The organism is Rivibacter subsaxonicus (genome assembly GCF_004217215.1).
Classification (GTDB): domain Bacteria; phylum Pseudomonadota; class Gammaproteobacteria; order Burkholderiales; family Burkholderiaceae_C; genus Rivibacter; species Rivibacter subsaxonicus.
This window is the reverse complement of sequence record NZ_SHKP01000010.1, coordinates 61,112-85,857: the sequence shown is the minus strand read 5'-3', so window position 1 is coordinate 85,857 and position 24,746 is coordinate 61,112. Positions and strand designations below refer to the sequence as shown.

20 protein-coding genes and 1 tRNA gene are annotated in these 24,746 nt (G+C 68.8%); 13 read left to right on the top strand and 8 right to left on the bottom strand.

The genetic code is table 11. The annotated features are described in order from the left end of the window. Positions 1-113 precede the first annotated feature (113 nt). Genes EV670_RS18225 through EV670_RS18210 form a run of 4 tightly spaced genes read left to right on the top strand, consistent with a single transcriptional unit; the run spans position 114 to position 5,274 of the window. A complete protein-coding gene (locus tag EV670_RS18225; protein ID WP_130434828.1) occupies positions 114-1,319 on the top strand; it encodes an acetyl-CoA C-acetyltransferase in 1,206 nt (401 codons plus the stop codon). Between the two features lie 18 nt (positions 1,320-1,337). Then, positions 1,338-3,476: a 3-hydroxyacyl-CoA dehydrogenase NAD-binding domain-containing protein gene (locus tag EV670_RS18220; RefSeq protein WP_130434826.1), complete on the top strand. Its 2,139-nt coding sequence runs from the start codon at positions 1,338-1,340 to the stop codon at positions 3,474-3,476. 2 nt (positions 3,477-3,478) lie between these two features. Beyond that, positions 3,479-4,639: a CaiB/BaiF CoA transferase family protein gene (locus tag EV670_RS18215; protein WP_130434824.1), complete on the top strand. Its 1,161-nt coding sequence runs from the start codon at positions 3,479-3,481 to the stop codon at positions 4,637-4,639. Next, positions 4,639-5,274: a TetR/AcrR family transcriptional regulator gene (locus EV670_RS18210; RefSeq protein ID WP_130434822.1), complete on the top strand. Its 636-nt coding sequence runs from the start codon at positions 4,639-4,641 to the stop codon at positions 5,272-5,274. Before EV670_RS18215 ends, EV670_RS18210 begins: the two co-directional genes overlap by 1 nt. Here EV670_RS18210 and EV670_RS18205 read toward each other — a convergent pair. The 3 genes from EV670_RS18205 to EV670_RS18195 form a co-directional block, all read right to left on the bottom strand. Then, the gene (locus EV670_RS18205) at positions 5,265-6,734 is read right to left on the bottom strand and encodes an alpha/beta hydrolase (protein WP_130434820.1); all 1,470 of its coding nucleotides are present in this window, start codon (positions 6,732-6,734) and stop codon (positions 5,265-5,267) included. The genes EV670_RS18210 and EV670_RS18205 overlap by 10 nt on opposite strands. Before the next feature lie 197 nt (positions 6,735-6,931). Then, positions 6,932-9,928 (bottom strand): TonB-dependent receptor, encoded by a 2,997-nt coding sequence (locus EV670_RS18200; protein WP_130434818.1) that lies wholly within the window; start codon positions 9,926-9,928, stop codon positions 6,932-6,934. 186 nt (positions 9,929-10,114) lie between these two features. After that, entirely contained in the window at positions 10,115-10,447 is a 333-nt protein-coding gene (locus EV670_RS18195) for a cupin domain-containing protein (protein ID WP_130434816.1), read from the bottom strand. 217 nt (positions 10,448-10,664) lie between these two features. Here EV670_RS18195 and kduI point away from each other — a divergent pair, with 217 nt between their 5' ends. From kduI to kdgR, 9 genes are all read left to right on the top strand, one after another. Beyond that, positions 10,665-11,501, top strand: coding sequence for a 5-dehydro-4-deoxy-D-glucuronate isomerase (gene kduI, locus EV670_RS18190; protein WP_130434814.1), 837 nt, complete (start codon positions 10,665-10,667; stop codon positions 11,499-11,501). Positions 11,502-11,524: 23 nt separating this feature from the next. Further along, positions 11,525-12,286 (top strand): 2-dehydro-3-deoxy-D-gluconate 5-dehydrogenase KduD, encoded by a 762-nt coding sequence (kduD, locus tag EV670_RS18185; protein ID WP_130434812.1) that lies wholly within the window; start codon positions 11,525-11,527, stop codon positions 12,284-12,286. 80 nt (positions 12,287-12,366) lie between these two features. Then, positions 12,367-13,254, top strand: coding sequence for a carbohydrate ABC transporter permease (locus EV670_RS18180; protein ID WP_130434810.1), 888 nt, complete (start codon positions 12,367-12,369; stop codon positions 13,252-13,254). Continuing rightward, complete coding sequence (locus EV670_RS18175; RefSeq protein WP_207225105.1) at positions 13,251-14,159, top strand: carbohydrate ABC transporter permease; 909 nt, start codon at positions 13,251-13,253, stop codon at positions 14,157-14,159. Before EV670_RS18180 ends, EV670_RS18175 begins: the two co-directional genes overlap by 4 nt. 14 nt (positions 14,160-14,173) lie before the next feature. After that, positions 14,174-15,307: an ABC transporter ATP-binding protein gene (locus EV670_RS18170; protein WP_130434808.1), complete on the top strand. Its 1,134-nt coding sequence runs from the start codon at positions 14,174-14,176 to the stop codon at positions 15,305-15,307. Between the two features lies 1 nt (position 15,308). Then, complete coding sequence (locus tag EV670_RS18165) at positions 15,309-16,610, top strand: ABC transporter substrate-binding protein (protein WP_165393360.1); 1,302 nt, start codon at positions 15,309-15,311, stop codon at positions 16,608-16,610. 5 nt (positions 16,611-16,615) lie between these two features. Next, entirely contained in the window at positions 16,616-17,785 is a 1,170-nt protein-coding gene (locus EV670_RS18160; protein WP_130434804.1) for an oligogalacturonate lyase family protein, read from the top strand. Positions 17,786-17,862: 77 nt separating this feature from the next. Beyond that, the gene (locus tag EV670_RS18155) at positions 17,863-20,223 is read left to right on the top strand and encodes a pectinesterase family protein (protein WP_165393359.1); all 2,361 of its coding nucleotides are present in this window, start codon (positions 17,863-17,865) and stop codon (positions 20,221-20,223) included. Between the two features lie 63 nt (positions 20,224-20,286). Further along, a complete protein-coding gene (gene kdgR, locus EV670_RS18150) occupies positions 20,287-21,105 on the top strand; it encodes a DNA-binding transcriptional regulator KdgR (protein ID WP_130434800.1) in 819 nt (272 codons plus the stop codon). Positions 21,106-21,109: 4 nt separating this feature from the next. Here kdgR and EV670_RS18145 read toward each other — a convergent pair whose 3' ends face one another. The 5 genes from EV670_RS18145 to rpsD all read right to left on the bottom strand — a co-directional run bounded on the left by EV670_RS18145 (position 21,110) and on the right by rpsD (position 24,745). After that, positions 21,110-22,048, bottom strand: coding sequence for a sugar kinase (locus EV670_RS18145; RefSeq protein ID WP_130434798.1), 939 nt, complete (start codon positions 22,046-22,048; stop codon positions 21,110-21,112). A gap of 187 nt (positions 22,049-22,235) precedes the next feature. Next, a tRNA-Met gene (locus EV670_RS18140) sits at positions 22,236-22,312 on the bottom strand. Positions 22,313-22,458: 146 nt separating this feature from the next. Further along, positions 22,459-22,857, bottom strand: a complete 399-nt coding sequence (rplQ, locus tag EV670_RS18135) for a 50S ribosomal protein L17 (protein ID WP_130434796.1) — start codon at positions 22,855-22,857, stop codon at positions 22,459-22,461. Between the two features lie 117 nt (positions 22,858-22,974). Then, entirely contained in the window at positions 22,975-23,979 is a 1,005-nt protein-coding gene (locus tag EV670_RS18130) for a DNA-directed RNA polymerase subunit alpha (protein WP_130434794.1), read from the bottom strand. Between the two features lie 142 nt (positions 23,980-24,121). Beyond that, positions 24,122-24,745 carry a 30S ribosomal protein S4 gene (rpsD, locus tag EV670_RS18125; protein WP_130434792.1) on the bottom strand — a complete coding sequence of 208 codons (624 nt, stop codon included), beginning with the start codon at positions 24,743-24,745 and terminating at the stop codon, positions 24,122-24,124. Position 24,746 lies beyond the last annotated feature (1 nt).

The window sequence follows — 24,746 nt, the reverse complement described above, 5'->3', positions numbered from 1 at the left end:
CCCCTGTGCTTGACTTCGGATGCGGCCTGCGTAGAGTGAAGTGCTTATAGGTCAACTGACCGGTTCGGCCGATCCGGTCTATCCCCTGACCGCCGCCCACGAGGATGCGCCCCATGAACGACGCCCTGATCTTCGAAGCCCTGCGCACCCCGCGCGCCAAGGGAAAGCCCGATGGCAGCCTGCACGAGGTCAAGCCGGTCAACCTGGTGGCCGGCCTGCTGAACGAGCTGCAACGCCGCACCTCGCTCGACACCGCGCAGGTCGAGGATGTGGTGCTCGGCTGCGTCACGCCGATCGGCGACCAGGGCTCGTGCATCGCGAAAACCGCGGCGCTGGCGGCCGGCTGGGACTGGAACGCCAGCGGCGTGCAGCTCAACCGCTTCTGCGCCTCGGGGCTGGAGGCGGTGAACCTGGCGGCGCAGAAGGTGCGCTCGGGCTGGGAAGACCTGGTCGTGGCCGGTGGCGTCGAGAGCATGTCGCGGGTGCCGATGGGCAGCGACGGCGGGCCGTGGGCGCTCGACCCGCAGACCAACCTCGCGACCGACTTCGTGCCGCAGGGCATCGGCGCGGATCTCATCGCCACGCTCGACGGCTACTCGCGCGAGGATGTCGATGCCTTCGCCCTGGCTTCCCAGCAGCGCGCAGCGGCGGCGCGTGAGGCCGGCCGCTTCGACCGCTCGGTGGTGCCGGTGAAGGACGCCAACGGCGTGACGATCCTGGCCCGCGACGAGTTCATCAAGCCGGGCAGCACGCTGGCCGGGCTCGGTGCGCTGAAGTCCTCCTTCGAGGCGGTGGGCCAGATGGGCTTCGACGCCACCGCGATCCGGCGCTATCCGCAGGTCGAGCGCATCAGCCATGTGCACACCGCCGGCAACGCCAGCGGCATCGTCGACGGCGCCGCCGCGGTGCTGATCGGCAGCGCCGCCAAGGGTCGCGAGCTCGGGCTGCAGGCGCGCGGGCGCATCGTCGCCGCGGCACTTGCCGGCAGCGACCCGACCATCATGCTGACCGGCCCGGTGCCGGCCACGCGCAAGGCGCTGGCCAAGGCCGGGCTGAGCATCGACGACATCGACCTGTTCGAGGTCAACGAGGCCTTTGCCGCGGTGCCGATGCGCTTCATGAAGGAGCTCGGCGTCTCGCACGAAAAGGTCAACGTCAACGGCGGCTCGATCGCGCTCGGCCACCCGCTCGGCGCCACCGGCGCGATGCTGCTCGGCACGCTGCTCGACGAGCTCGAGCGACGCCAATTGCGCTACGGCCTGATCACGCTGTGCGTGGGCGGCGGCATGGGCATCGCCACGATCGTAGAGCGTCTCTGATTCGAGGACCGGACCATCATGAACAGCATCCGCTACGAGCAAGACGCACAGGGCATCGTCACCCTCACCTTCGACGCACCCGGTGCGCCGGTCAACACGATGACGCCGCAATGGCAGGCCGACCTCACGTCCTGCGTCGAGCGGCTGTACGCCGAGAAGGACGGCGTGCGCGGCGTGATCCTGGCCTCGGCCAAGGACACCTTCTTTGCCGGCGCCGACCTCAAGGCCGTGCTCGAACTGAAGCCCGACGCCGGCGCCGCGGTCTTTGCCGACATCGAGATCACCAAGAAGCAGTTCCGCCGGCTCGAGCAACTCGGCCGGCCGGTGGTGGCGATGCTCGCCGGCACCGCGCTCGGCGGCGGCTGGGAGCTGGCGCTGGCGGCGCACCAGCGCATCGCGGTCGACAGCCCGAAGATCCAGTTCGGCCTGCCCGAGGTCACGCTCGGCCTGCTGCCCGGCGCCAGCGGCGTGACCAAGACGGTGCGCCTGCTCGGGCTGCTGGAGTCGATGCCCTATCTGGTCGAGGGCAAGACGCTGCGGCCGGCCGAGGCGCACAAGCTGGGCCTGGTCGGCGAGCTGGTGGCGAGCGCCGACCAGTTGCGCGCCGCCGCGATCAAGTGGATCGAGGCCAACCCGAACGCCGTGCAGCCCTGGGACGTGAAGGGCCACAAGATCCCGGGCGGCACGCCGAGCAGCCCGAAGGTTGCTCAGGCCCTGGCGATCGGCCCCTCGATGCTGCGCCAGAAGACGCGCGGCCTTTACCCGGCACCGGAGGCGATCCTCGCCTGCATGGTCGAAGGTGCGCAGGTCGACTTCGACACCGCGCTGCGCATCGAGTCGCGCTGGCTCGCGACGCTGGTCGCAAGCCCGGTGACGCATGCGCTGATCGGTGTGTTCTTCGACCGCAACCTCGTCAAGTCGGGTGCCTCGCGGCCGAAGGACGTGCCGAAGTGGAAGGCCAGCAAGGTCGGCATCCTCGGCGCCGGCATGATGGGCGCGGGCATCGCGTATTCGAACGCGATGCGCGGCGTGGCCTGCGTGCTGAAGGATGTGTCGATCGAGCGCGCCGAGCAGGGCAAGAGCTACACCAAGAAGCTCAGCGACAAGCGCGTCGCGCGCGGGATCATGGCCGCCGACAAGCAGGCCGCGACGCTGGCGCTGATCACACCGACCGCGGCGGCCTCCGACCTGCGTGGCTGCGACCTGATCATCGAGGCGGTGTTCGAGCAGCGCGCGCTGAAGGCCACCGTCACGCAGGAGGCCGAACCGATGCTGGCGCCCGGTGGCTTCTTCGCGAGCAACACGTCCACGCTGCCGATCACGGGTCTGGCCACCGCCTCGGCGCGGCCCGACAAGTTCATCGGCCTGCACTTCTTCTCGCCGGTCGACAAGATGGAACTGGTCGAGATCATCAAGGGCCGCCAGACCGATGCCGAGACGCTGGCCCGTGCCTACGACTACGTGCTGCAGATCGGCAAGACGCCGATCGTGGTGAACGATTCGCGCGGCTTCTACACCAGCCGCACCTTCGGCACCTTCGTGATGGAGGGCTGCGCGATGCTGGAAGAGGGCATCCCCGCGACGGTGATCGAGAACGCCGCGCTCGCCGCCGGCATGCCGGTCGGGCCGCTGGCCGTGCTCGACGAAACCTCGCTGTCGCTCAGCGTGCACGTGATGGCGCAGACCGCGGCCGACCTTGCCGCCGAAGGCAAGCGCTTCGACAAGCGGCCCGGCGAGGCGCTGGTCGAGATGATGGTCAAGGAGTTCAAGCGCCCCGGCCGCGCCGCCGGCGGCGGTTTCTACGACTACCCGGAGGGCGAGAAGAAGCGGCTGTGGCCGGGCCTGAAGGAGCGCTTCGAGAAGCCCGGCGTGGCCTGGGACATCGCCGAACTGCGCGACCGCATCCTCTATCGCCAGGCGGTCGAGACGCTGCGTTGCCTGGCCGATGGCGTGCTCGAGAGCGGCCACGACGCCAACATCGGCTCGATCTTCGGCATCGGTTTCCCGGCCTGGACTGGTGGTGCCTGGCGCTTCATCGAGGCGCAGGGACTGGACGCTTTCTGCGCGCGGGCGCGTGAGTTGGCAGCCGCCCATGGCGAGCGCTTCACGCCGCCGGTTCTTCCGGCGGGTTGGGCCCCGGGCCAGAAGGTCGGTTGAGCATGGCGGGACCTCTTGCCGGGCTCAAGGTCGTCGAGATCGTCGGCATCGGCCCCGGGCCGTTCTGCGCGATGCTGCTGGCCGACCTCGGCGCCGAGGTGATCCGCATCGACCAGAAGCCCGGTGGCCGGCGCGCCGGGCTCGGCGCGACGCCGCCGCAATTCGACGTGCTGGCGCGTGGCCGGCGCTCGCTCGCGCTCGATCTCAAGCAGCCGGCCGGGCGCGACGCGGCGCTGGCACTGATCGCCCGTGCCGATGCGCTGATCGAGGGCTTCAGGCCCGGCGTGATGGAGCGCCTCGGCCTCGGTCCCGAGCCCTGTCTCGCAGCGAACCCGAGGCTGGTCTACGGCCGCATGACCGGCTGGGGCCAGACCGGCCCGCTCGCCGCGCGCGCCGGCCATGACATCAACTACGTCGCGCTGTCGGGCATGTTGCAGGCGATCGGCCGCGCCGATGCGCCGCCGCCGCCGCCGCTGAACCTGGTCGGCGACTTCGGCGGCGGTGGGCTGCTGTTGGCCTTCGGCATCGTCTGCGCGCTGCTCGAAGCAAAAGCTTCGGGCCGTGGCCAGGTGGTCGACGCGGCGATGAGCGAGGGCTCGGCCCTGCTCGGCACGATGATGTACGGGCTGAAGGCAGCAGGCATCTGGCGCGTGCGGCGCGAGGCCAACCTGCTCGACGGTGCGGCTCACTTCTACGGCTGCTACGAATGCGCGGACGGCAAGTTCTTGAGCGTCGGCGCGATCGAGCCGGGCTTTTATTCGCAGTTGCTCGAGCGGCTTGGCTGCGACGCGCAGGCCACGCAGCAACTGGCCGCAGCGCAGTTGGACGCGCGCCGCTGGCCGGAGCTGAGAGCGCTGGTCGCCGCGCAAGTGCGCACGCGAACACGCGACGAGTGGTGCGTCGTGTTCGACGGCAGTGACGCCTGCGTGGCGCCCGTGCTCGACATGGACGAGGCGCCGCGACACCCGCACAACGCGGCGCGCGCGGCCTTCGTCGAGATCGCCGGCGTCACCCAACCGGCACCGGCGCCGCGCTTCTCGCGCAGCGCCGCGGCCATGCCCAGGCCGGCCTCGGCGGTGGGCGCCGATAGCGCCGAGGTGCTGGCCGATTGGGGCTTCGACGCGGCCGTCATCGAGGCGCTGGCAGCGGCGGGCGCGATCTGATGGCCGGCGCCGCCGTCGTGCCACGCGGCAAGGTTTCGCACACCACCGAGCGTGGCCTGGCGCGGGCCGAGGCGATCCTGGCCGCAGCGCACGCGGTCTTCGTGACCGACGGCTATGGCGGCTTCTCGATGCGCAGCGTGGCCGCGCGCGTGGGCGTGAGCCTGAGCACGATCCAGCACTACTACCCGAGCAAGGAACTGCTGGTCGAGGCGATGCTGCTGGAGTCGGCGGCACGCTACCAGCGCGCGATCGACGCCATCGTCCAGAACATGCCCAAGGCCTCGCGTACGGACCAGTTCATGGCGGCGATGGAGATGTTCCTGGCCGAGATGAAGCGCCCGGCGGTGGCCGACGGGCTGGTCCAGATGTGGGCGGCGGCGCGCGTCGATGCCCACGCCGCGCAGACCGTGGCGCGGATCCAGAAGCGCGAGCGCAAGACGGTCCGGAGCCTGATCGCCGGCATCCGGCCGAACGCCAGCGAGCGCGACTGCGAGGCGCGAGCGGCGCTGATCGTGGCCCAGATCGAGGGCCTCGTGCTGCAGCACGCCGGCCTGCGTGGCCTGCCGGCGGTGCAGGCGGCGGCGATCGACGAGGCGGCCCGCGCCAGCTTTCGCTGGCTGGCCACTCACCGCTGAGGCGCCGCGATGCCTTCGTCGATGCGCGCGGCGACGTAGTCGTAGAAGGGGTTCGAGGTCAACCGGAACAGGCCGTCGAGCGAGATCACGAGCACGCCGCGCTCGCCGCGCGTGGACAGTGCGCCAAGCTGCACGCCGAAGTCGTCGGCCGGGTCGGGCGTCAGTCCGTAGAGGCCGTCGGTCAGCGGGAACGGCAGCGCCAGGTGCGACAGCGAATAGATATCGCTCGGGAACGACAGGCCGAGCGGGCGGACCTGCTCGCCGGCGGCACCGGCGGCCACCGTGCGCTCCTGGACCGCGCTGCTCGTGCCATCGATGTTGGCGACGATGGTGCTGCGCCAGGCACGCGGCGGCGGCGGCATGATGCGCTCGAGCCGGCCGAGCAGGGCATCGGCGCTCGGCCGCAGCACCGGGCCGAACTTGGCGTTGCGGTTGATGTCGAACAGCACCAGTTCGCTGCCGTTGGCCGGCAGGTGCGCGTAGAGCTCGGTGACGATCGCCGGCGTGCTGACGGTGAAGTCGACCACCGACTGGAAGGTGATCACCGGTGCCAGCCGGCCGATCTGCCCGTCACGCGCGAGCCTTTCGATCTGGCGCTGCAGTTCGCGCGTCAGCAGCGAGGACTGGCGCCCCCCGTTGACCGGAAAAGAGTTGTACTTGAAAGGGTTGAACTCCGGGTCGATGCCGAGCCAGGCCGCCTTGGCAAAGCCGGGCAGGATCGCCGGCCAGCCCCAGACGCCGGCAAAGCGGGCGCTGCTGGTGACGCCGATCATCGGCGACAGCAGCACGACCCGGTCGGGCCGCGCCAGGTTGCGGTCCTCGACCGCGTCGAGCGCGTACTTCATGACCAGCGCGCCGCCATTGGAGTAGCCGACCACGTGCAGCGGCGCCGCGGGTCCGGCCAGGCGCCGCGCCTCGCGCACCGCCAGCCGGGTCGCGGCCATCCAGTCTTCCCAGTGGGCGCGCGTCAGCGCGCCAGGCACGGTGCCATGGCCCGGCATGCGCACGCCGATCGCGACATAGCCGTGGTCGCGGTAGCGCCTGGCCAGGTGACGCACGCTGTAGGGCGAGTCGGTGAGCCCGTGCACCAGCACCGCGACGCCGACCGGCTTGGCATCGGGCTGCAGGACGAAGGAGCGGTTCCAGTCGTGCTTGAAGCCGCCCGGATGGATCGGGCTGCCCTCGTAGTAGCGGTTGGGGACCCCGCGCTGCGCGGGATCGGCCTTCTGCGTGACCTCCGCGCGCACCTGCTCGAAGACCGCGTTCTCGGCCGCGAGGTAGCCGGTCCAGTCGCTGCGGTCCATCTCGGCGACCGAGGGCTCGGTCGGCACGAAGGTGTGCCAGCGCTGCAGCGGCGGGCCTTGCCACGACTCGAGGAAGCGCAGCACGAGCACGGTCGCGAGGATCGTCAGCACGATCACCAGCAACCACTTCAGCAACTTGAGAGTCCGGGACGCCATCCGCCGCTTCTCCTTCTGGCCGTGTCGAGGCTTCGACAAGGCTCAGGGCGAGGTTAACCGCGGCGCGGCACGCGGCAAGCACCGCGGGGACGCGCGGGCCAGCGCTTCGGCACCGGCGCCACATGGCAGGCCGCCCTCGGCACCTTGAGGCACCGAGGGCGGCTGGTGGGTAGCCCGACCCGAGTCGGGCGCGGGACTTAGTACTTCACACGTACCCCGAACAGGAACTCGCGGCCGGTGACGTGGTTGACGACCACGTCGTTGCGGGCCCGGCTGACGAACTGGTCGTTGGCCTGGTTGGTCAGGTTGACCCCTTCCAGCACCACCTCCAGGTTGTCGTTGATCTTGTACGAGACCTGGGCATCGACGTTGCGCGTGCTGTTCTTGCCCTCGACGTCGTTGTTGTTCTGGCCCGGCACGCGCGTCAGGTAGCTCTGGCGATAGGCCAGCGAGACACGCGCGCTGAACTTGCCGTCGTCGTAGTAGAGCGTGGCGTTGGCCGAGTGCGGCGACAGGTTCAGCAGGTCGTCGGTGATGGTCGTGGAGCTGGTCGGCGACACCACGTACTCGATCTGCGACTTGACGTAGGTGTAGTTCAACAGCGTGCCGAAGTTCTTGCCCCACGTGGGCAAGAAGGTGAAGGGCTGCTGGTAGTTGAGCTCGATGCCGTTGAGCTTGCCCCCGGGGGTGTTGATCGGCGTCGTGACCTGGAACTCCTCTTCGCCGGTGAAGTTCGGCGGCAGCAGGCTCATCGGCAGGCCGGTGGCGCTGAACGGCATCGTCGTGCGCAGGGTCTGGATGTAGGTGCCGATGTTCTTGTGGAACAGGCCCAGGCCGAGGAAGCCGGTGCGCGCGAAGTACCACTCGAAGCTGCCGTCCACCGTGGTCGCGCGGAAGGGCTCGAGCAGCGGATTGCCGCTGGTCACCGACAGGTTGCCGGTGGTGCTGATGGTGCCGCCGGGGTTGAGGTTGCCCAGCTGCGGGCGCGCCATCACCTTGGCCGCGCCGAAGCGCACGATCACGTCGGGCATGACGTTGGCGCTGAGGTTGAGCGCCGGCAGCCAGTCGTCGTAGTCGTTCTCGACCGTGACCGCGGTGCCGCCGCCGGTCGCCTGGTAGCCGGTCGCCACCTGGCGCGTCTTGACATAGCGCAGGCCCAGGTTGCCGCGCAGCGGCGTGCCCCAGGGCTTGACTTCGAACTCGCCCATCAGGTAGCCGCCGGTGTCCTTCTCCGTGACGCTGCGGTTGTTGCCGCGCGCGTTGCCGTTGGTGATCGACGACAGCGTGAAGTCACCGGGGCCGCCGGCCGGGCCACTCTTGATGCAGTTGCAGTAGATGTCGTAGGCCTGCGCGATCGCCTGCAGGTTGGGAATGACCCAGCTGGTCGGGGTGCCCGCCGGCAGGTTCTGGCCCTGGCCGAAGCCGGTCACCATCGTCGTCAGGTCGGCCACCGAGGTGCCGGCCGGTGGCGCGAAGATGGTGTCGTTCTGGTTGACGCGGCGGAACTCGTAGGTGTTGAAGGTGAACTTCTTGTTGCTGATGCCGCCCTTGAGCGTGAAGGCCTCGGGGATCGCGTCCCAGGCCAGGTCGACCTGGGCCACGTCGGTGCGGTTGTCGGTGCCCTGCGGACGGATGCGGATCTCGCTCGAGGTCGTGTTCGGAATCGTCGCCGGCTGCGTGCCCGAGGCCACCTGCGGCACGCCGACGATGGTCAGCGGTCCGCCCGGCTGGCTCACGTCGAAGGGGTAGGTGATGGCCGGCAGGCGGTCGCTGCCGCGGAAGTCGATCGCGTAGCCGTTGACGTTGAGCGCATCCAGCGTGGTGGTGGTCTGGATCGGGTTGCGGAACTTGGAGTCGGCGCGGCCGACGCGCGCCGTCAGCTTGACCGACTCGCCGATGTTCTGCTCGAGCATCAGGCTGGGCTGGCGGAAGGTGGTCGAGAGCTCGTCGTAGCGCGACTCGGCGCGGATGTCGACGCCGTTGTAGAGCCCATGTAGCAGCGAGCCGCTGCCGTCGTAGCCGGTGCTCAGCACGCTGGTCTGCGGCTTGCCGCCCTGGCTGGCGCTGCGGCTGAAGGAGATCGCCTGCAGGAAGTCCTCCTGCCGCGTCGCGTCGAGCTTCGCGTACAGCATGTCGAAGGTGAACTTGGTGTCGTCCAGCGGCCTGAACTGGATGGCGCCGGTCAGGCCGAGCCGGTCCTGCTCGTGGGTCAGGCGGCCGTAGCGCGGCAGGCGCGGATGGAAGTTGGCCGGATCGCGCGCCAGGTTGTAGGCGTCGATGTTCTCCGCCGTGCCGGGTACGCGTGGCACGCCCTGGGCCGCCGGGCCGCAGGTGGTGGCGGTGGTGGCGGGGTTGGCCGGTGTGGCGCCGGTCGGGGAGCAGAAGCCGCCCGAGGAGGCGCCGTTGTCCCAGCGCACCGTGCTGAAGCCCTCCTCGTAAATCCGGCGCTTCGAGTAGGCGCCGGAGACCAGCACGCCGACGCGATTGTCGGCAAAGGTGTCGGACAGCAGGAAGGCCATCCGTGGGTCGGTGTTGCCCGACAGGTCGTTGTAGCGGCCCTGCACCGAGGCCAGTGCGGTCAGGCCCTTGAAGTCGAAGGGACGCGAGGTCTGCAGGTCGACGGTCGAGCCGAGCGAGCCTTCGTCGACGTCGGCCGAGCTGCTCTTGCGCACCGTGATCGAGTTGAACAGCTCGGCGGCGAAGACGTTGAAGTCGAAGCCGCGCGAGCGGTTGGCACCGCCCGAGCTGTCGGTGCCGCCGGTGGTCGTCAGCGCCTCGATGCCGTTGATGCGCACCCGCGTGAAGTCCGAGCCGAGACCGCGCACCGTGATGTTGCGACCCTCGCCGGCGTCGCGGTCGATGACGACGCCCGGGATGCGCTGCAGCGACTCGGCCAGGTTGGTGTCGGGGAACTTGGCGACGTCCTGCGCCTTGATCACGTCGACGATGCCGATCTCGTTGCGCTTGACGTTGAGCGCGCTCTCGAGCGAGGCGCGGATGCCGGTGACCTCGACCGTGTCGAGCGCCTTCGGGGCGGCGGCCGGGGCGGCCGGGGCAGTGGGCGCGGGCGCGGGCTCGGCCTGCTGCGCCTGGGCGCTGCCAAGCGCCAGCATGGACAGCGTGGCCGAACTCAGCAGGCTGGCCGCGAGCTTGGGCAGTACGGGGGGTTTCTTCTTGCCGTGGCGGGTGCGCATCGTCTTGTCTCCTGATGGTTCTTGCCGCGCCGGCGGGCCGCTGCGGGCGCCTTGGCGCCCGGCACGGGTGCCGGCGTCCGGGTACATCGCCCGGAAGTTCTCACTGGTCGTGGACGGCGCGCGCAGGGCGCCAGGGGAAGGGGCGGCCGACGCTGCAGTGCGAGCGGCCGCGCTGGCGAACGGGGGCTACAGGTAGTCCTCCCGCCGCGGCGAAAACTGGTCCAGCAGCGTGCTGCCGGCCTCGAGGGCGACCACGCCGTGCATGTGCAGGCGTGGCGCGATGAAGGCATCTCCGGCGCGCAGCACGCGTCGGACGCCGGCGACCTCGGCCTCGAAGGAACCACAGATCACGAACGCGATCTGGTCATGGGCGTCGTGGGCATGCGGGGTGCCGACGGCGCCGAGGTCGAACTGCACCAGCACGCTCATCAGCTCCGGCGTGTGGCCGACGATCTTGCGGCGAATGCCGTCGCCGAGTTCGGTCCAGGGCGTGTTTGCGTTGTCGAAGTACGGGTTCATGGGTCGCTCCGCGGTGCACGCCGGGCTTTCGGTCCGGCGGCGACACGCAGCCCTCGGGGGCCGCATGGCAGGCAACTATAGCGACGCCGACATTAAATGAAACATCGGTTCACTAAATAGAAACCATGATTCCGGGAAAATCCCGAGGCGTGCTAGTCTCGCTGCCAACGTGAACGCCCGGGCTGCCGGGCAGCAGCCAAGCCAGCCGAGACCCACCATGCAGATCCGCCAACCCGTCCACAGCGAGCACGCTCGCACGCTCGATACCGAAGGCCTGCGCCGCCACTTCCTCGTGGAGGAGCTGTTCCGCCCCGACGAGATCACGCTGACCTACAGCCAGATCGACCGCATCATCGTCGGCGGCGTCATGCCGGTGGCCGCCCCGGTGAGCTTCGCGCCTGAACTGGGCCGCCACACCGGCACCGACTTCTTCCTCGAGCGGCGCGAGCTCGGCCTGATCAACATCGGCGGCGCGGCCCGGGTCCAGGTCGACGAACAGCAGTTCGATGTCGGCCAGCACGAGGCGCTCTACATCGGCAAGGGCGCCCGGCGCGTCGAGTTCCGCAGCGTCGACGCCGCGCGACCGGCCAAGCTGTACTTCAACTGCGCGCCGGCCCACACCGCCTATCCGCACCGCAAGGTGACGCTGGCCGAGGCCTCGCCCGAGACGCTGGGCGCGCCCGAGACCAGCAACCGCCGCACGATCTACAAGTTCCTGGTGCCCGACGTGCTGCCGACCTGCCAGCTGCTGATGGGCATGACCCGGCTCGAGCCGGGCAGCCTCTGGAACACCATGCCCTGCCACACGCACGACCGGCGCATGGAGGTCTATTTCTACTTCGACATGAACGAGAACGCCGCGGTGTTCCACATGCTCGGCGAGCCGACCCAGACCCGGCACCTGGTGGTGCGCAACGAGCAGGCGGTGATCAGCCCCAGCTGGTCGATCCACTCCGGTGTCGGCACCCAGGCCTACACCTTCATCTGGGGCATGGTGGGCGAGAACCAGGTCTTCAAGGACATGGACCACGTGCCGATGTCGGCGCTGCGCTGAACGGCCCACCCACAAGGCAACACATGATCCTCGAGAACTTCCAACTGGTCGGCAAGGTCGCGATCGTCACCGGCTGCGACACCGGCCTCGGCCAGGGCATGGCCTGCGCGCTGGCGCAGGCCGGGGCCGACATCGTCGGCGTCAACGTCAGCGACCCCAAGGGCACCCGTACCCGCGTCGAGGCGCTCGGGCGCCGCTTCCTCGACCTGCGCGCCAATCTCGCCGACATCAGCTGCATCGACGGGCTGATCGCCGAGGCCAAGGCCTTCGGCGGCCGGGTCGACATCCTCGTCAACAACGCCGGGATCATCCGCCGCGAGGACGCCATCAAGTTCAGCGAGAAGGACTGGGACGACGTCATCGACCTGAACCTGAAGACCGTGTTCTTCTTCTCGCAAGCCGTGGCGCGCCAGTACCTGGCCCAGGGCAGCGGTGGCAAGATCATCAACGTGGCGTCGATGCTGTCGTTCCAGGGCGGGGTGCGGGTGCCTTCCTACACGGCCTCCAAGAGCGGCGTGGTCGGCATCACCCGCCTGATGGCCAACGAGTGGGCGGCGCACGGCATCAACGTCAACGCGATCGCGCCCGGCTACATGGCGACCAACAACACCGCCGCGCTGCGCGCCGACGAGAGCCGCAACGCCGCGATCCTCGACCGCATCCCAGCCGGCCGCTGGGGAGAGCCCGAGGACCTCGCCGGACCGGTGGTGTTCCTGGCCAGCAAGGCCTCGGACTACGTCAACGGCTACACCGTGGCCGTCGACGGCGGCTGGCTGGCGCGCTGAAGCAGACCCGATGTCGGGCCGTCGTCCTGCCGCCTCCACCCCGCAGCGGCCGCGCCGCCGCACCGATGGAGACGCGGTGAATGTATGAGAACAAGCGCCTGGGCTTCATGTTCGCCCTGCCCTTCGTGCTGGGCGTGCTGGCCTTCAAGCTGTTTCCCTTCGTGATGAGCCTGGCGCTCAGCTTCACGCAATACGACCTGATCGACCCGCCCGAGTACGTTGGCCTCGACAACTACCGCGAACTGCTGACGCAGGATCCGCTGTTCCGCAAGTCGCTCGGCGTGACCATGCTGTTCGCGGCACTGGCGGTGCCGTTGCGGGTGGGCTTTGCGCTGTTCATCGCCAACCTGCTCAACCACAAGCTGCGCGGCCTCAACTTCTTTCGCGCCGCCTTCTACATCCCCTCGATCCTCGGCGGCTCGATCGCGGTGGCGGTGCTGTGGCGCTTCATCTTCGCCAAGCACGGGCTGGTCAACCTGCTGCTGGCGCAAGTCGGCCTGGAGCCGATCGCCTGGCTGGCCGACGAGCACTACTCGATGTGGACCATCGTGTTCCTGTTCACCTGGCAGTTCGGCTCGGCGATGGTGATCTTCCTGGCGGCGCTGCAGAACGTGCCGCACTCGCTCTACGAGGCCGCCCAGTGCGACGGCGCCTCGAAGGCCCAGCAGTTCTGGCACATCACGGTGCCGCTGATCACGCCGGTCATCTTCTTCAACCTGATCATGCAGACGGTGCATGCGCTGCAGGAGTTCAACGGCCCCTACGCGATCACCGAGGGTGGCCCGCTGCACTCGACCTACGTGCTGGCGCTCTACATCTACGACCAGAGCTTCCGCTACTTCAACCTCGGCTATGGCGCGGCGCTGTCCTGGGTGATGTTCGCGCTGGCCGCCGCGCTGGCCGCGATCTCCTTCTGGAGCTCCAGGTACTGGGTGTTCTACGCCGGCGAGAAAGAGTCGCCGCGGTGAGCAATACCAGCGTCAAGCTCCCGCCGCCGGCGATGCACGAGCCCCACCACGCGTCCGATGCGGCGCTGCTTCGCAGACCGGGCGCGCCATGGCTGCGCCATCTGCTGCTGGCGGTCGTCGCGGTGCTGATGCTGTACCCGTTGCTGTGGCTGATCGGCGCCTCGTTCAAGAGCAACACCGAGATCTTCGGCTCGGCCGGCTTCTGGCCGAGCCGCTTCGATTTCGGCGCCTACGCCAAGGGCTGGAAGACCAGCACCGAGTACACCTTCGCGACCTACTTCCTGAACTCCTTCCTGATCACGATCCCGCGCATCATCGTCACGGTGATCTCCTGCGTGCTGGTGGCCTACGCCTTCGCGCGCTTCGAGTTCTGGGGCAAGAAGCTGCTGTTCGCGGTGATGGTCGGCAGCATGATGCTGCCGCTGATCGTGCTGCGGCTGCCGCAGTACCTGATGTTCCGCGAGCTCGGCTGGCTCGACACCTACCTGCCGCTGATCCTGCCCTCGGCCTTCGCCACCGACGCCTTCTTCATCTTCATGCTCGTGCAGTTTCTGCGCGGCATCCCGCGCGACATGGAGGAGGCCGCGCAGATCGACGGCTGCAACGCGCTGCAGCTGCTCTGGCACATCGTCGTGCCGCTGCTCAAGCCGGCCATCATCTCGGTGATCGTCTTCCAGTTCATCTGGACCATGAACGACTTCATGGCGCCGCTGATCTACCTCGCCTCGGTCGAGAAGTACCCGGTCTCGCTGGCGCTGAAGATGAGCATCGGCGCGACCGAGGAGGTCGAGTGGGCCAACGTGATCGCGATCTCGGTCGTCGCGCTGCTGCCCTCGGTGGCGGTGTTCTTCATGGCGCAGAAATACTTCATCGATGGCGCCGCCGGCAGCGGCACCAAGGGATAGCGGAGACAACAACAGTGGCCCGTCTGAGTCTGGACAAGGTGGAAAAGGTCTATCCGAACGGCTTCAAGGCCGTGCACGCGGTGGATCTCGAGGTGCGCGATGGCGAGTTCATGGTCTTCGTCGGGCCCTCGGGCTGCGCCAAGTCGACCCTGCTGCGCATGATCGCCGGGCTCGAGTCGATCAGCGGCGGCGAGCTGCGCATCGGCGAGCGCGTCGTCAACGAACTGGCACCCAAGCAGCGCGGCATCGCGATGGTGTTCCAGAACTACGCGCTCTATCCGCACATGAAGGTCTTCGACAACCTGGCCTTCGGCCTGCGGCTGGCCGGCGTCGCCAAGGCCGAGGTCGCGTCGCGCGTGCAGCATGCGGCGAAGCTGCTCGAGATGGAGCACCTGCTCGACCGCTACCCCAAGCAGCTCTCCGGCGGCCAGGCCCAGCGCGTGGCGGTGGGCCGGGCGATCGTCAAGAAGCCCGACGTGTTCCTGTTCGACGAGCCGCTGTCCAACCTCGACGCCAAGCTGCGCGCGGCGATGCGGGTGCGCCTGACCGAGCTGCACCGCACGCTGCGCGAGTCGGGCCAGCCGGCCACCACCATCTACGTCACGCACGACCAGGTGGAGGCCATGACGATGGGCGAGCGCATCTGCGTGCTCAAGGAAGGCGTGATCCAGCAGCTCGACACGCCGATCGCGCTCTACGAACGCCCGGCCAACGCCTTCGTCGCCAGCTTCATCGGCTCGCCGGAGATGAACATCCTCGACGCGCAGGTGCGGCCCGGCGGCGACATGGCGGTGGTCGCGGTCGCCGGCGCGCTGCTGCCGTTGCCAGCGACCAAGTCGACGCGCCTGCACGGCTACACAGGTCCGGTCAGCTTCGGGCTGCGGCCCGAGCACATCGGCGCGGTGCCGCGCGCCCAGGGCGACAGCATCGAGGTCGAGGGCACCGTGCGCTTCATGGAGCACATGGGCAGCGAGGTCTTCGTGCACTTCGATCTTGGCGAGTTGCAGCTGAGCGCGCGCGTGCCCTCGGACCAACTCGGCAGCCTGCAACACAAGACGCGCGGCGCGCGCCACGGCTTCCACTTCCAGATGGGTTGCTGCCACCTCTTCGATGCCGCCAGCGGCGTCAACCTGCTACTGCGGGACTGAGATGGGCGGACTCGTTCGACGCCGGCTGGTGGCCGGCGGCATCGCGATGCTCGGCGCGCCGGCACTGCTGCGGGCCCAGCCTCAAAGCGTGCTGCGCTTTGCCTGGTGGGGTGGTGCCGCGCGCCACGAGGCCACGCTGAAGGCGATCGCGCTGTTCGAGGCGCAGAACCCGGGCCTGCGCGTCAAGGCCGAGTACATGGGTTTCGCCGGCTACCTGGAGCGGCTGACGACGCAGATCGCCGGTCGCTCCGAGCCCGATCTCATGCAGATCAACTGGGCCTGGCTCGCGATGTTCTCCAAGCGCGGCAACGGCTTCGTCGATCTGTACCAGCACCGCAAGGACCTGGCGCTGCAGGAGTTCGATGCCGACGACCTGGCCTTCGGCGAGATCGGCGGCAAGCTCAATGCGTTGCCGGTCTCGTTCAGCGCGCGGGTGATGCTGTGGAACCAGGCCGCCTTCGAGCGCGCGCGCGTCTCGCTGCCCAGGGACTGGGACGAGCTCTTCGCCGCCGGCCGCAGCTTCCGCCGCAACGTCGGCGAGCACGCCTTCCCGCTCGACGGCGAGCTCTACGACATGATGCTGCTGGCCCACGCCTACGTGGAGCAGAAGCACGGCGCACCCTATGTCGACCCGCTGCAGCCCCGCGTGGCGATGAGCCCGGCGGCGGCGCTCGACTGGGTGCAGACCTACCAGCGCCTGGTCGGCGAGCACGTGGCCACGCCGCTGCCGCTGCGCGCGAGCCTCGGTGGCGCCGAGAAGCCGACCGAGCAGCAACCCGACTGGGTGGTCGGCAACTGGGCCGGCAACTACACCTGGGACTCGGTGATCCCGCTGCGCGCCGCCACGCTCGATCGCAACCAGCAACTGGTGCTGGGCGAGTTTCCGACCCGCCCCGGTGCGATGAGCAGCGGCATGTTCGGGCGACCGACGGTGATGTTCGCGGTCGGGCGCAACAGCAGGCAGCCGCAGCTCGCGGCGCGGCTGGCCAACTTCCTGGCGACCGATCCTGACGCCGCGCGCATCCTCGGCCGCACACGCGGCGTGCCGTCGGCGAAGAGCCAGTTCCAGGTGCTGCTCGCTGCCAACAAGCTGCCCGCGCTCGAACTGGCGGCGCACGAGCAGATCCTGCAACAACGCCGCAGCGGGCGCCTGCCGCGCCCTTCACCGCTGTTCGAGCACGCGCGCATGCACCGCTTCATGCGCGACGTCTTCGAGACCGTGGCCTACGGCAAGAGCGGCAGCGAGGCTGCCGCTGCCCGCCTCGTGGCCGAAGGCAATGCCCTGCTGCAACGAATCAAGTGAGGCCCATGAGCAAAGCGACCCAGCGCCAACTGCAATTCGTCAGCCGCGACGATCCCGACACCGGCGCGCGCGTGACGCGGCTGACGCCGACCGACGTCACCTGCCACCGCAACTACTTCTATCAGAAGTGCTTCAGCAACGACGGCCAGCGCCTGCTCTTCGGCGCCGAGCTCGGCCCGCATGGCAGTCCGCACTGGAACTACCACCTGCTCGACCTGCAGAGCCAGGTCGCGACCCAGCTCACCGACCAGCAGGGTGAGAACACCTTCGGCGGTTTCCTCAGCCCCGATGACGCGCAGCTCTACTTCGTGCGCGCCGAGCGCCAGCTGGTGCGGCTGAACCTGGCCGACCTGAGCGAGGAGGTGGTCTACACGGTGCCGGCGGGCTGGGTCGGCTACGGCACCTGGGTCTCGAACAGCGCCTGCACCCGCATGGTCGGCATCGAGATCGCGGCCGAGGACTGGTTCCCGCTCAGCGACTGGAAGAAGTTCCACGAGATGTTCCATCGCAAGCCGCGCTGCCGGCTGATCCGCATCGACCTCGCCAGCGGCGAGCGCGAGACGATCCTCGATCAGCGCGGCTGGCTCGGCCATCCGCAGTACCGGCCCTTCGACGACCGCACCGTGGCCTTCTGCCACGAGGGGCCGCACGACCTGGTCGACGCCCGCATGTGGTTCATCGACGAGGACGGCAGCAACCTGCGCTGCGGCCGCGAGCAGGCATCGGGCGAGAGCTGCACCCACGAGTTCTGGGTGCCCGACGGCTCGGCGATGATCTACGTGTCCTATCTGAAGGGCGAGCGCGAGCGCTGGATCTGCTCGCTCGATCCGGTCACGCTGCGCAGCCGGCGCCTAGCCCACATGCCGCCCTGCTCGCACCTGATGAGCAACTTTGATGGCACGCTGCTGGTCGGCGATGGCTGCGACTCGCCGGCCGATGTGGCCGACACCGCCAGCCACCAGATCGCGACCGACCCCTACCTGCACCTGTTCGACCTGCGCGCCGGCAGCGAGCGCGTCGTCGCGCGCCACGACAGCTCGTGGCGCGTCTACAAGGGCAACCGGCAGGTCACGCACCCGCACCCCTCGTTCACGCCCGACAACAAGCGGGTGCTGTTCACCTCCGACGTCGACGGCGAGCCGGCGCTCTACCTGGCCGACCTGGCGACGGCATGAGCCCCGCCCGGCCGTCCGAAGGGGCGAGTTCCCGCCTGGCGGGACCGGCCGCAGGCCGCAGGCCGCAGGGTGCGCCAATGAACGTACGCGGGCGTCGCTGCATCGCGGCAGGCGCGCTGCTGCTCGCCTGCACGGCCGTGCTGCACGCCCAGCCGCGGCCGCAACTCGAGGACGCCGACGCCGCTCGCCACACGATCGAGCAGTACCTCGGCGCCGGGCCTGCGCCCTGGGTGCCCGAGCCGATGGGTGACCCCGGCCAGTGGAAGCCGCAGTTCGTCGTGGCGACCGACGGCAGCGGCACCCACCGCAGCGTGCAGGCCGCGCTCGACGCGCTGCCGGCGCGCGTCAGCGGCGCCCCACGCCACTACATCCGCATCGAGCCTGGCACCTACCGCGAGCAGCTCTGCGTGCGCGACAAGGTGCCGTTCACGCTCTACGGCGGCGGCTCCGAGCCGGCACAGGTGCGCATCGTCGCCGGCCACTACAACGCCGAACCCAGGCCGCGTCGCGGCGTAGCCGGCTCCTGCGTCGCGGATCCGCACGCAGACACCTTCGGCACCGCCGGCAGCGCCAGCGTGACGATCGTCGGCGATGCGGTGCAGGTCGCCAACCTCAGCATCGTCAACGATGCGATGGACCGGGTGCGCGCCGGCCAGGGCTACCCCGCCGGCGCCGGCGAGAGCGGCGGCGCGCAGGCGGTGGCGCTGCTGACCCGCGGCGACCGGCTGCAACTCGAGAACCTGCGGCTGCTCGGCCACCAGGACACCTTCTACGCGGCACGCGAGCGCGCCGATGCGCCGGCGCGCGTGCTGGTGCGCCACAGCCTGATCGCCGGCGACGTGGACTTCGTGTTCGGCGACGCGACGCTGGTGATCGACGACTCGCTGCTGCTGAGCCGCGCCGGCCGGCGCGCCGCGGGCCAGGGCGGCCATGTGCTGGCGCCCAGCACGCCGGCGGCGCAGTCGCATGGCTTCCTCGTGCAGCGCAGCCGGCTGCTCGCCGAGCCGGGGGTCGCTGTCGGCTCGGTCAGTCTTGGCCGGGCCTGGGATCACGGCGTGGCCGCCGGCGCCTGGCAGCCGGCGCTCTCACCCAACGGCCAGGCGCTGGTGCGCGACAGCCTGCTCGGCGAGCACCTCCGCAGCTGGGCTGCGTCCACCTCGCGCCGACCCTTTGCGAGCACCGGCGCGCAGGCCAACCGCATGGCCGAGTACCGCAATGCCCTGCTGCCCCCGGCGGCACGCCAGACCTTGCCCGAGGGCGATGGCTGGGGCTCGGTCGCCGGTGGCACGAGCGGTGGCGCGGACGCCAGCGCCGAGCAGGTGCTGGTAGTGCGCGACCCACGCGAACTGCGGGCGGCGATGGCGCTCGGCGATCGGCCCAAGATCGTCCTCGTGCAGGGCCGCATCGCGCTCGGTCGCGACGAGCAGGGGCGCGCCGTCGGCTACGAGGCACTGCGTGATCCGGAGTTCGACTTCGAGGCCTTTGTCCGCACCTACGACCCGGCGAGCTGGGGGCGGCGCGCGCCGCAGGGACCGCAGGAGGAGGCGCGCCGGCGCTCGGCGCGCCGGCAGGCGGCGCAGGTGGTGCTGCGCGTGCCGTCGAACACCACGCTGCTCGGCTTCGGGCCGGGGGCCGGCATCGACGGCGGCATGCTGCTGCTGGAGCGGGTGCAGAACGTCATCGTGCGCAACCTGCTGATCAGCGACCCGCACGACCTGTTCCCGGCCTGGGATCCGCTCGACAACGGCCACGGCGAGTGGAACTCCGACTACGACGCCGTCTCGCTGCGCGGCGCGCGCCGGGTCTGGATCGACCATTGCAGCTTCAACGACGACGAGCCCGCTTCACGACAACCGGATGTCGCGCTCGGCCGGCCGATCCAGCGCCACGACGGCCTGCTCGACATCACGCAGCAGTCGGACCTGGTGACGGTGTCGTGGAACCACTTCCGCCGCCACGACAAGACCACGCTGGTCGGCGGCAGCGATGCCCACACGCTCGACGCCGGCCAGCTGCGCGTGAGCTTTCACCACAACCTCTGGGAGGAACTGCGCGAGCGCACGCCGCGCGTGCGCTACGGCCAGGTCCATGTCTACAACAACCTGTTCGTCGGCCGCAGCGACTCGCCGCATCCTTTCGGCTATTCGATCGGGCTGGGCTACCGCTCCGCGGTGCTGAGCGAACACAACGCCTGGGAGCTCTCGCCCGACATCGGCGCCGAGCGCCTGGTGCGCCTGCTGCGCGGCGAGGTCTTCGAGGATCGCGGCTCGCTGCTCAACGGCCAGCCCGTCGACCTGCTGGCGACGCTGCGCGCGGCGCACCCGCAGCAGCAGCTGCACGGTGCGGTCGATTGGACGCCTCCGTATCGCGCCGCGCTGGACGCCGCGCAAGACGTTCCGGCCCGGGTGCGCGCCGGCGCGGGCAGCGGAATGCTCTGAGCGGCGCCGAAACGGTGGACAATTCAAGTCAAATGAAACGCTTGTTCGAAGCAATCAAATCGCATGGATGACGATCTGAACGATGGCAGGCAGGGACCGGAATCGGTGGCTGCCGTGCTGAAGGTGTTTGCGATCCTGCAAGCACTGTCCGAACGCAGCGAGACCGGCATCTCGGACCTGTCGGTCAGGCTGGCGATGCCCAAGGCCACGGTCTACCGCTTCCTGCAGACGATGAAGACGCTGGGCTACGTGCGCCAGGAGTCCGACAGCGAGCGCTACGGCCTGGCGATGAAGACCTTCGAGCTCGGCACCAAGGCGCTGCAGTACCCCGAGCTGGTCGAGCTGGCCAAGCACCACATGCAGATGCTGGCCGACGCGACCGGCGAGACCGTGCACCTGGGCACCCTGATCGACAGCGAGATCATCTACGTCCACAAGGTCGACTCGCGCCACACGCTGGGCATGTACTCGCGCGTCGGCCGGCGCGCGCCCCTGCACTGCACGGCGATCGGCAAGGTGCTGATGGCGTGGGAGCACCCGCAGCGTCGCGATCGCGTCCTCGACGGCGCCACCTTCACCCGCTACCGCGACAAGACCATCGTCGACCGCGGCGAATACCTGGTCGAGCTCGAGCGCGTCAAGGCGCAGGGCTTCGGCGAGGACCGCGAGGAATTCGACGACCACATTCGCTGCCTCGGCACGCCGATCTTCGATCGGCTCAACCAGCCGATCGCCGGCCTGAGCGTTTCGTTCCCGACCTTCCGCTACGACGACGCCAAGGCCGCCAGCGTGGTCGCGATGCTGCAGGCCGCCAGTCGCGACATCTCGACGCGACTGGGCTGCACCGTCTTCCCGCTCGACGCGCCGGCAGGCCAGTCCTAGGACGCTAGGCGGCCAGGTCCGCCATCGCCGCGCGCGGTATCACCGCGCCATGGTGCTGAATCACGCGCGCGGCCAGCTGGTTGCCGAACAGCGCCGCTTGCTGCGCGCTCGCGCCGGCCAGGCGCCGGCACAGGTAGCCGGCGGCAAAGGAGTCGCCGGCCGCGGTGGTGTCGACCACCGTCGCGACCGGGACTGTCGGCACCTCCAGCCAGCCTGCACCCGAGCTGCGCACCAGCGTCGACTCGGCGCCGCGCTTGATCACGAGTTCAGGCGCGGTCAGTTCGCGGGCGTGCGCCAGCGCTTCATCCCGGCTGTTCACGCCGAGCAGCAGCTGGTGGTCATCGACGGTCACCAGCGCCAGGCTGGCCAGTGCCAGCGCCTGCTCGAAGCAGTCCCTGGCTTCGGCCCGGTCGGGCCACAGCCGCGCGCGAAAGTTGTTGTCGAAGACGACCGTGGCGCCGCGCTCGCGCAGCGTCCGCATCAGCGCGAACACGCGCTGGCGGCCGCTCGCGGGCAGGATGGCGAGGCTGGTGCCGCTGAGATAGAGCGCATCCCATTGACCGGGATCGCACTCGAGGGGGCTGAGTTCGACATCGAAGTAGGCCTTGGCGGCACTGCTGTCGCGCCAGAAGCTGAAGCTGCGCTCGCCGCACTCGTCGAGTTCGATCATGTAGAGCCCGGGCAGGCGCCCGGGGATGCGCCGGACCAGGCTGAGGTCCAGCCCTTCGGCGGCCCAGCGGCTGAGCAGGCCGCTGCTCAGGGCGTCATCACCGAGGGCGGTCGCGTAGTAGCAGCGCAGCGCGCTGGCGTCGGCGCAGCGCGCCAGATAGACCGCGGTGTTCAAGGTGTCGCCGCCAAAACCCTGATGCATGGCACCGAAGGCCTGGCCCTGCAGTTCGAGCATGCATTCGCCCAGCAGGGCCACATTCAGTGGAGTTGCCATCGTTCAATTCATTTATGAAACACTGTTCCGCAAATGTATTGCCACGACATTTCAGACGGCAGGGGGCCGACCCTGAGGGCGCCCGCGATCCGCCTGCAGCCCGCGCGTCGAGCATGAGGTCGACGCGAGGCACAAAGCAAAACGCCCACTGAGAGTGGGCGCTTGCTGAAGGCCGAAGCCTTGTATTTGGTTGCGGGAGAAGGATTTGAACCTTCGACCTTTGGGTTATGAGCCCAACGAGCTACCAGACTGCTCCATCCCGCGACTGAAGCTGGAATTCTAGCATGCTTTCACCGCGCGGCGCCACTGTTTCGGCGGCGTTGATGAGGTGATCGCATGAAAAAGGCCAGCGCGAGGCTGGCCTTCTGTGGCGGGCGACGTAGCGCGTCGCGACGCCCCTGCGGTCGTGCTTACTCGGCCTTGTCGGCAGCCACCGCTTCGACGCTAGCGTCCGGGCGATCGACCAGTTCGACGAATGCCATCGGCGCGTTGTCGCCGACGCGGAAGCCCATCTTCAGGATGCGGGTGTAGCCGCCCGGACGGGTCTGGAAGCGCGGGCCGAGCACGTTGAAGAGCTTGACCACGTTGTCGCGATCGCGCAGGCGGTCGAAGGCCAGGCGCTTGTTGGCGAGCGTCGGCTCCTTGGCCAGGGTGATCAGCGGCTCGACGACGCGGCGCAGTTCCTTGGCCTTGGGGACGGTGGTCTTGATCGCCTCGTGTTCGATCAGCGAATTGCACATGTTGCGAAGCATGGCAAGACGGTGCGAGCTCGTGCGGTTGAGCTTGCGGAGGCCGTGACGGTGACGCATGGTGCTGTGTCCTTTCTATGTAATGCCGCCAGCCGGATCAGGTACTGGCGGGTGCACCGGCCGGCGTGAGCCGGCCATCTTCTGCGCGTCGCCCAACTCAGGCGACGCGAACTTCTATCAACGCTTGTCGAGACCCTGCGGCGGCCAGTTCTCGAGACGAGCACCGAGGGAGAGGCCGCGCGAAGCGAGCACTTCCTTGATCTCGTTGAGCGACTTGCGACCCAGGTTCGGGGTCTTCAGCAGCTCGGTCTCGGTCCGCTGGATCAGGTCGCCGATGTAGTAGATGTTCTCGGCCTTGAGGCAGTTGGCCGAACGCACCGTGAGCTCGAGCTCGTCGACTGGACGCAGCAGGATCGGGTCGAACTGTTGCTGGCGCGACGCGGTCGGCGCTTCGAAGGCGGCCAGTTCGCTGCCCTCGAGCTGCGCGAACACGGCGAGCTGTTCGACGAGGATCTTGGCCGAGGCGCGGATCGCCTCTTCGGGGCTGACGGCGCCGTTGGTCTCGATCTCCATGACCAGCTTGTCGAGGTCGGTGCGCTGCTCGACGCGGGCGCTTTCGACCGTGTAGCTGACGCGCTTGACCGGCGAGAACGAAGCATCGAGCACGATGCGGCCGATGCTCTTGGTCGGCTCGTCGCCGTAGCGGCGCAGGTTGCCAGGCACGTAGCCGCGGCCCTTCTCGACCTTGATCTGCATGTCGAGCTTGCCGCCTTGCGACAGGTGCGCGATCACGTGATCGGGGTTGACGATCTCGACGTCATGCGGGGTCTGGATGTCGGCCGCGGTGACCGGGCCTTCGCCTTCCTTGCGCAACACGAGGGTGACCTCGTCGCGGTTGTGCAGCTTGAACACCACGCCCTTGAGGTTGAGCATGATGTGAACCACGTCTTCCTGCACGCCATCGATGGCCGAGTACTCGTGGAGCACGCCGGCGATCGTGACTTCGGTCGGCGCGTAGCCCACCATCGACGACAGCAGCACGCGACGCAGGGCATTGCCCAGCGTGTGGCCGTAGCCGCGCTCGAAGGGCTCGAGCGTGACCTTGGCACGTTGGGACGCGCCGGCAGGCGCACTCAGCGGCTCGACGTTGATGGCCTTGGGCTTCAGCAGATTGGTTTGCATTGAGTCCTGTTCCTCTCAATACCCTCGGCTCGTTACACCGATAAGGCTGGGGACCATGCCGGGCAGTTCTCGCTCCGCGACGTGCCCGGCAAGGCGACGCGGAGGCTGCGCGCGCGGCACCTTGCCGCACGGCGCAGATTGATCAGCGCGAGTAGAGTTCGACGATCAGCGATTCGTTGATGTCGGCGCCGAAGTCCTCGCGGTCCGGCAGCTTCTTGAAGACGCCTTCCATCTTGGTAGCGTCGACCGAGACCCAACCCGGCATGCCGACCGTCTCGGCCAGCTTGATCGAGTCGGCGATGCGCAGCTGTTTCTTCGACTTCTCGCGAACCGCGATGACGTCGGCCGGCTTCACCAGGTACGAGGCGATGTTCACCACCTGGCCGTTGACCGTGATCGCCTTGTGCGACACCAGCTGGCGCGCCTCGGCGCGGGTCGAGCCGAAGCCCATGCGATAGACCACGTTGTCGAGGCGCGACTCGAGCAGGAACATCAGGTTCGCGCCGGTGTTGCCCTTGCGGCGCTCGGCCTCGGCAAAGTAGCGGCGGAACTGGCGCTCGAGCACGCCGTACATGCGCTTGACCTTCTGCTTCTCGCGCAGTTGCAGGCCGAAGTCGCTGGTACGCGAACCCGAGGTGCGGCCGTGCTGGCCGGGCTTGGATTCGAACTTCGACTTGTCGCTGATCGGGCGGCGGGCGCTCTTCAGGAACAGGTCGGTGCCTTCACGGCGGGAAAGTTTGGCCTTTGGGCCGAGGTAACGTGCCACG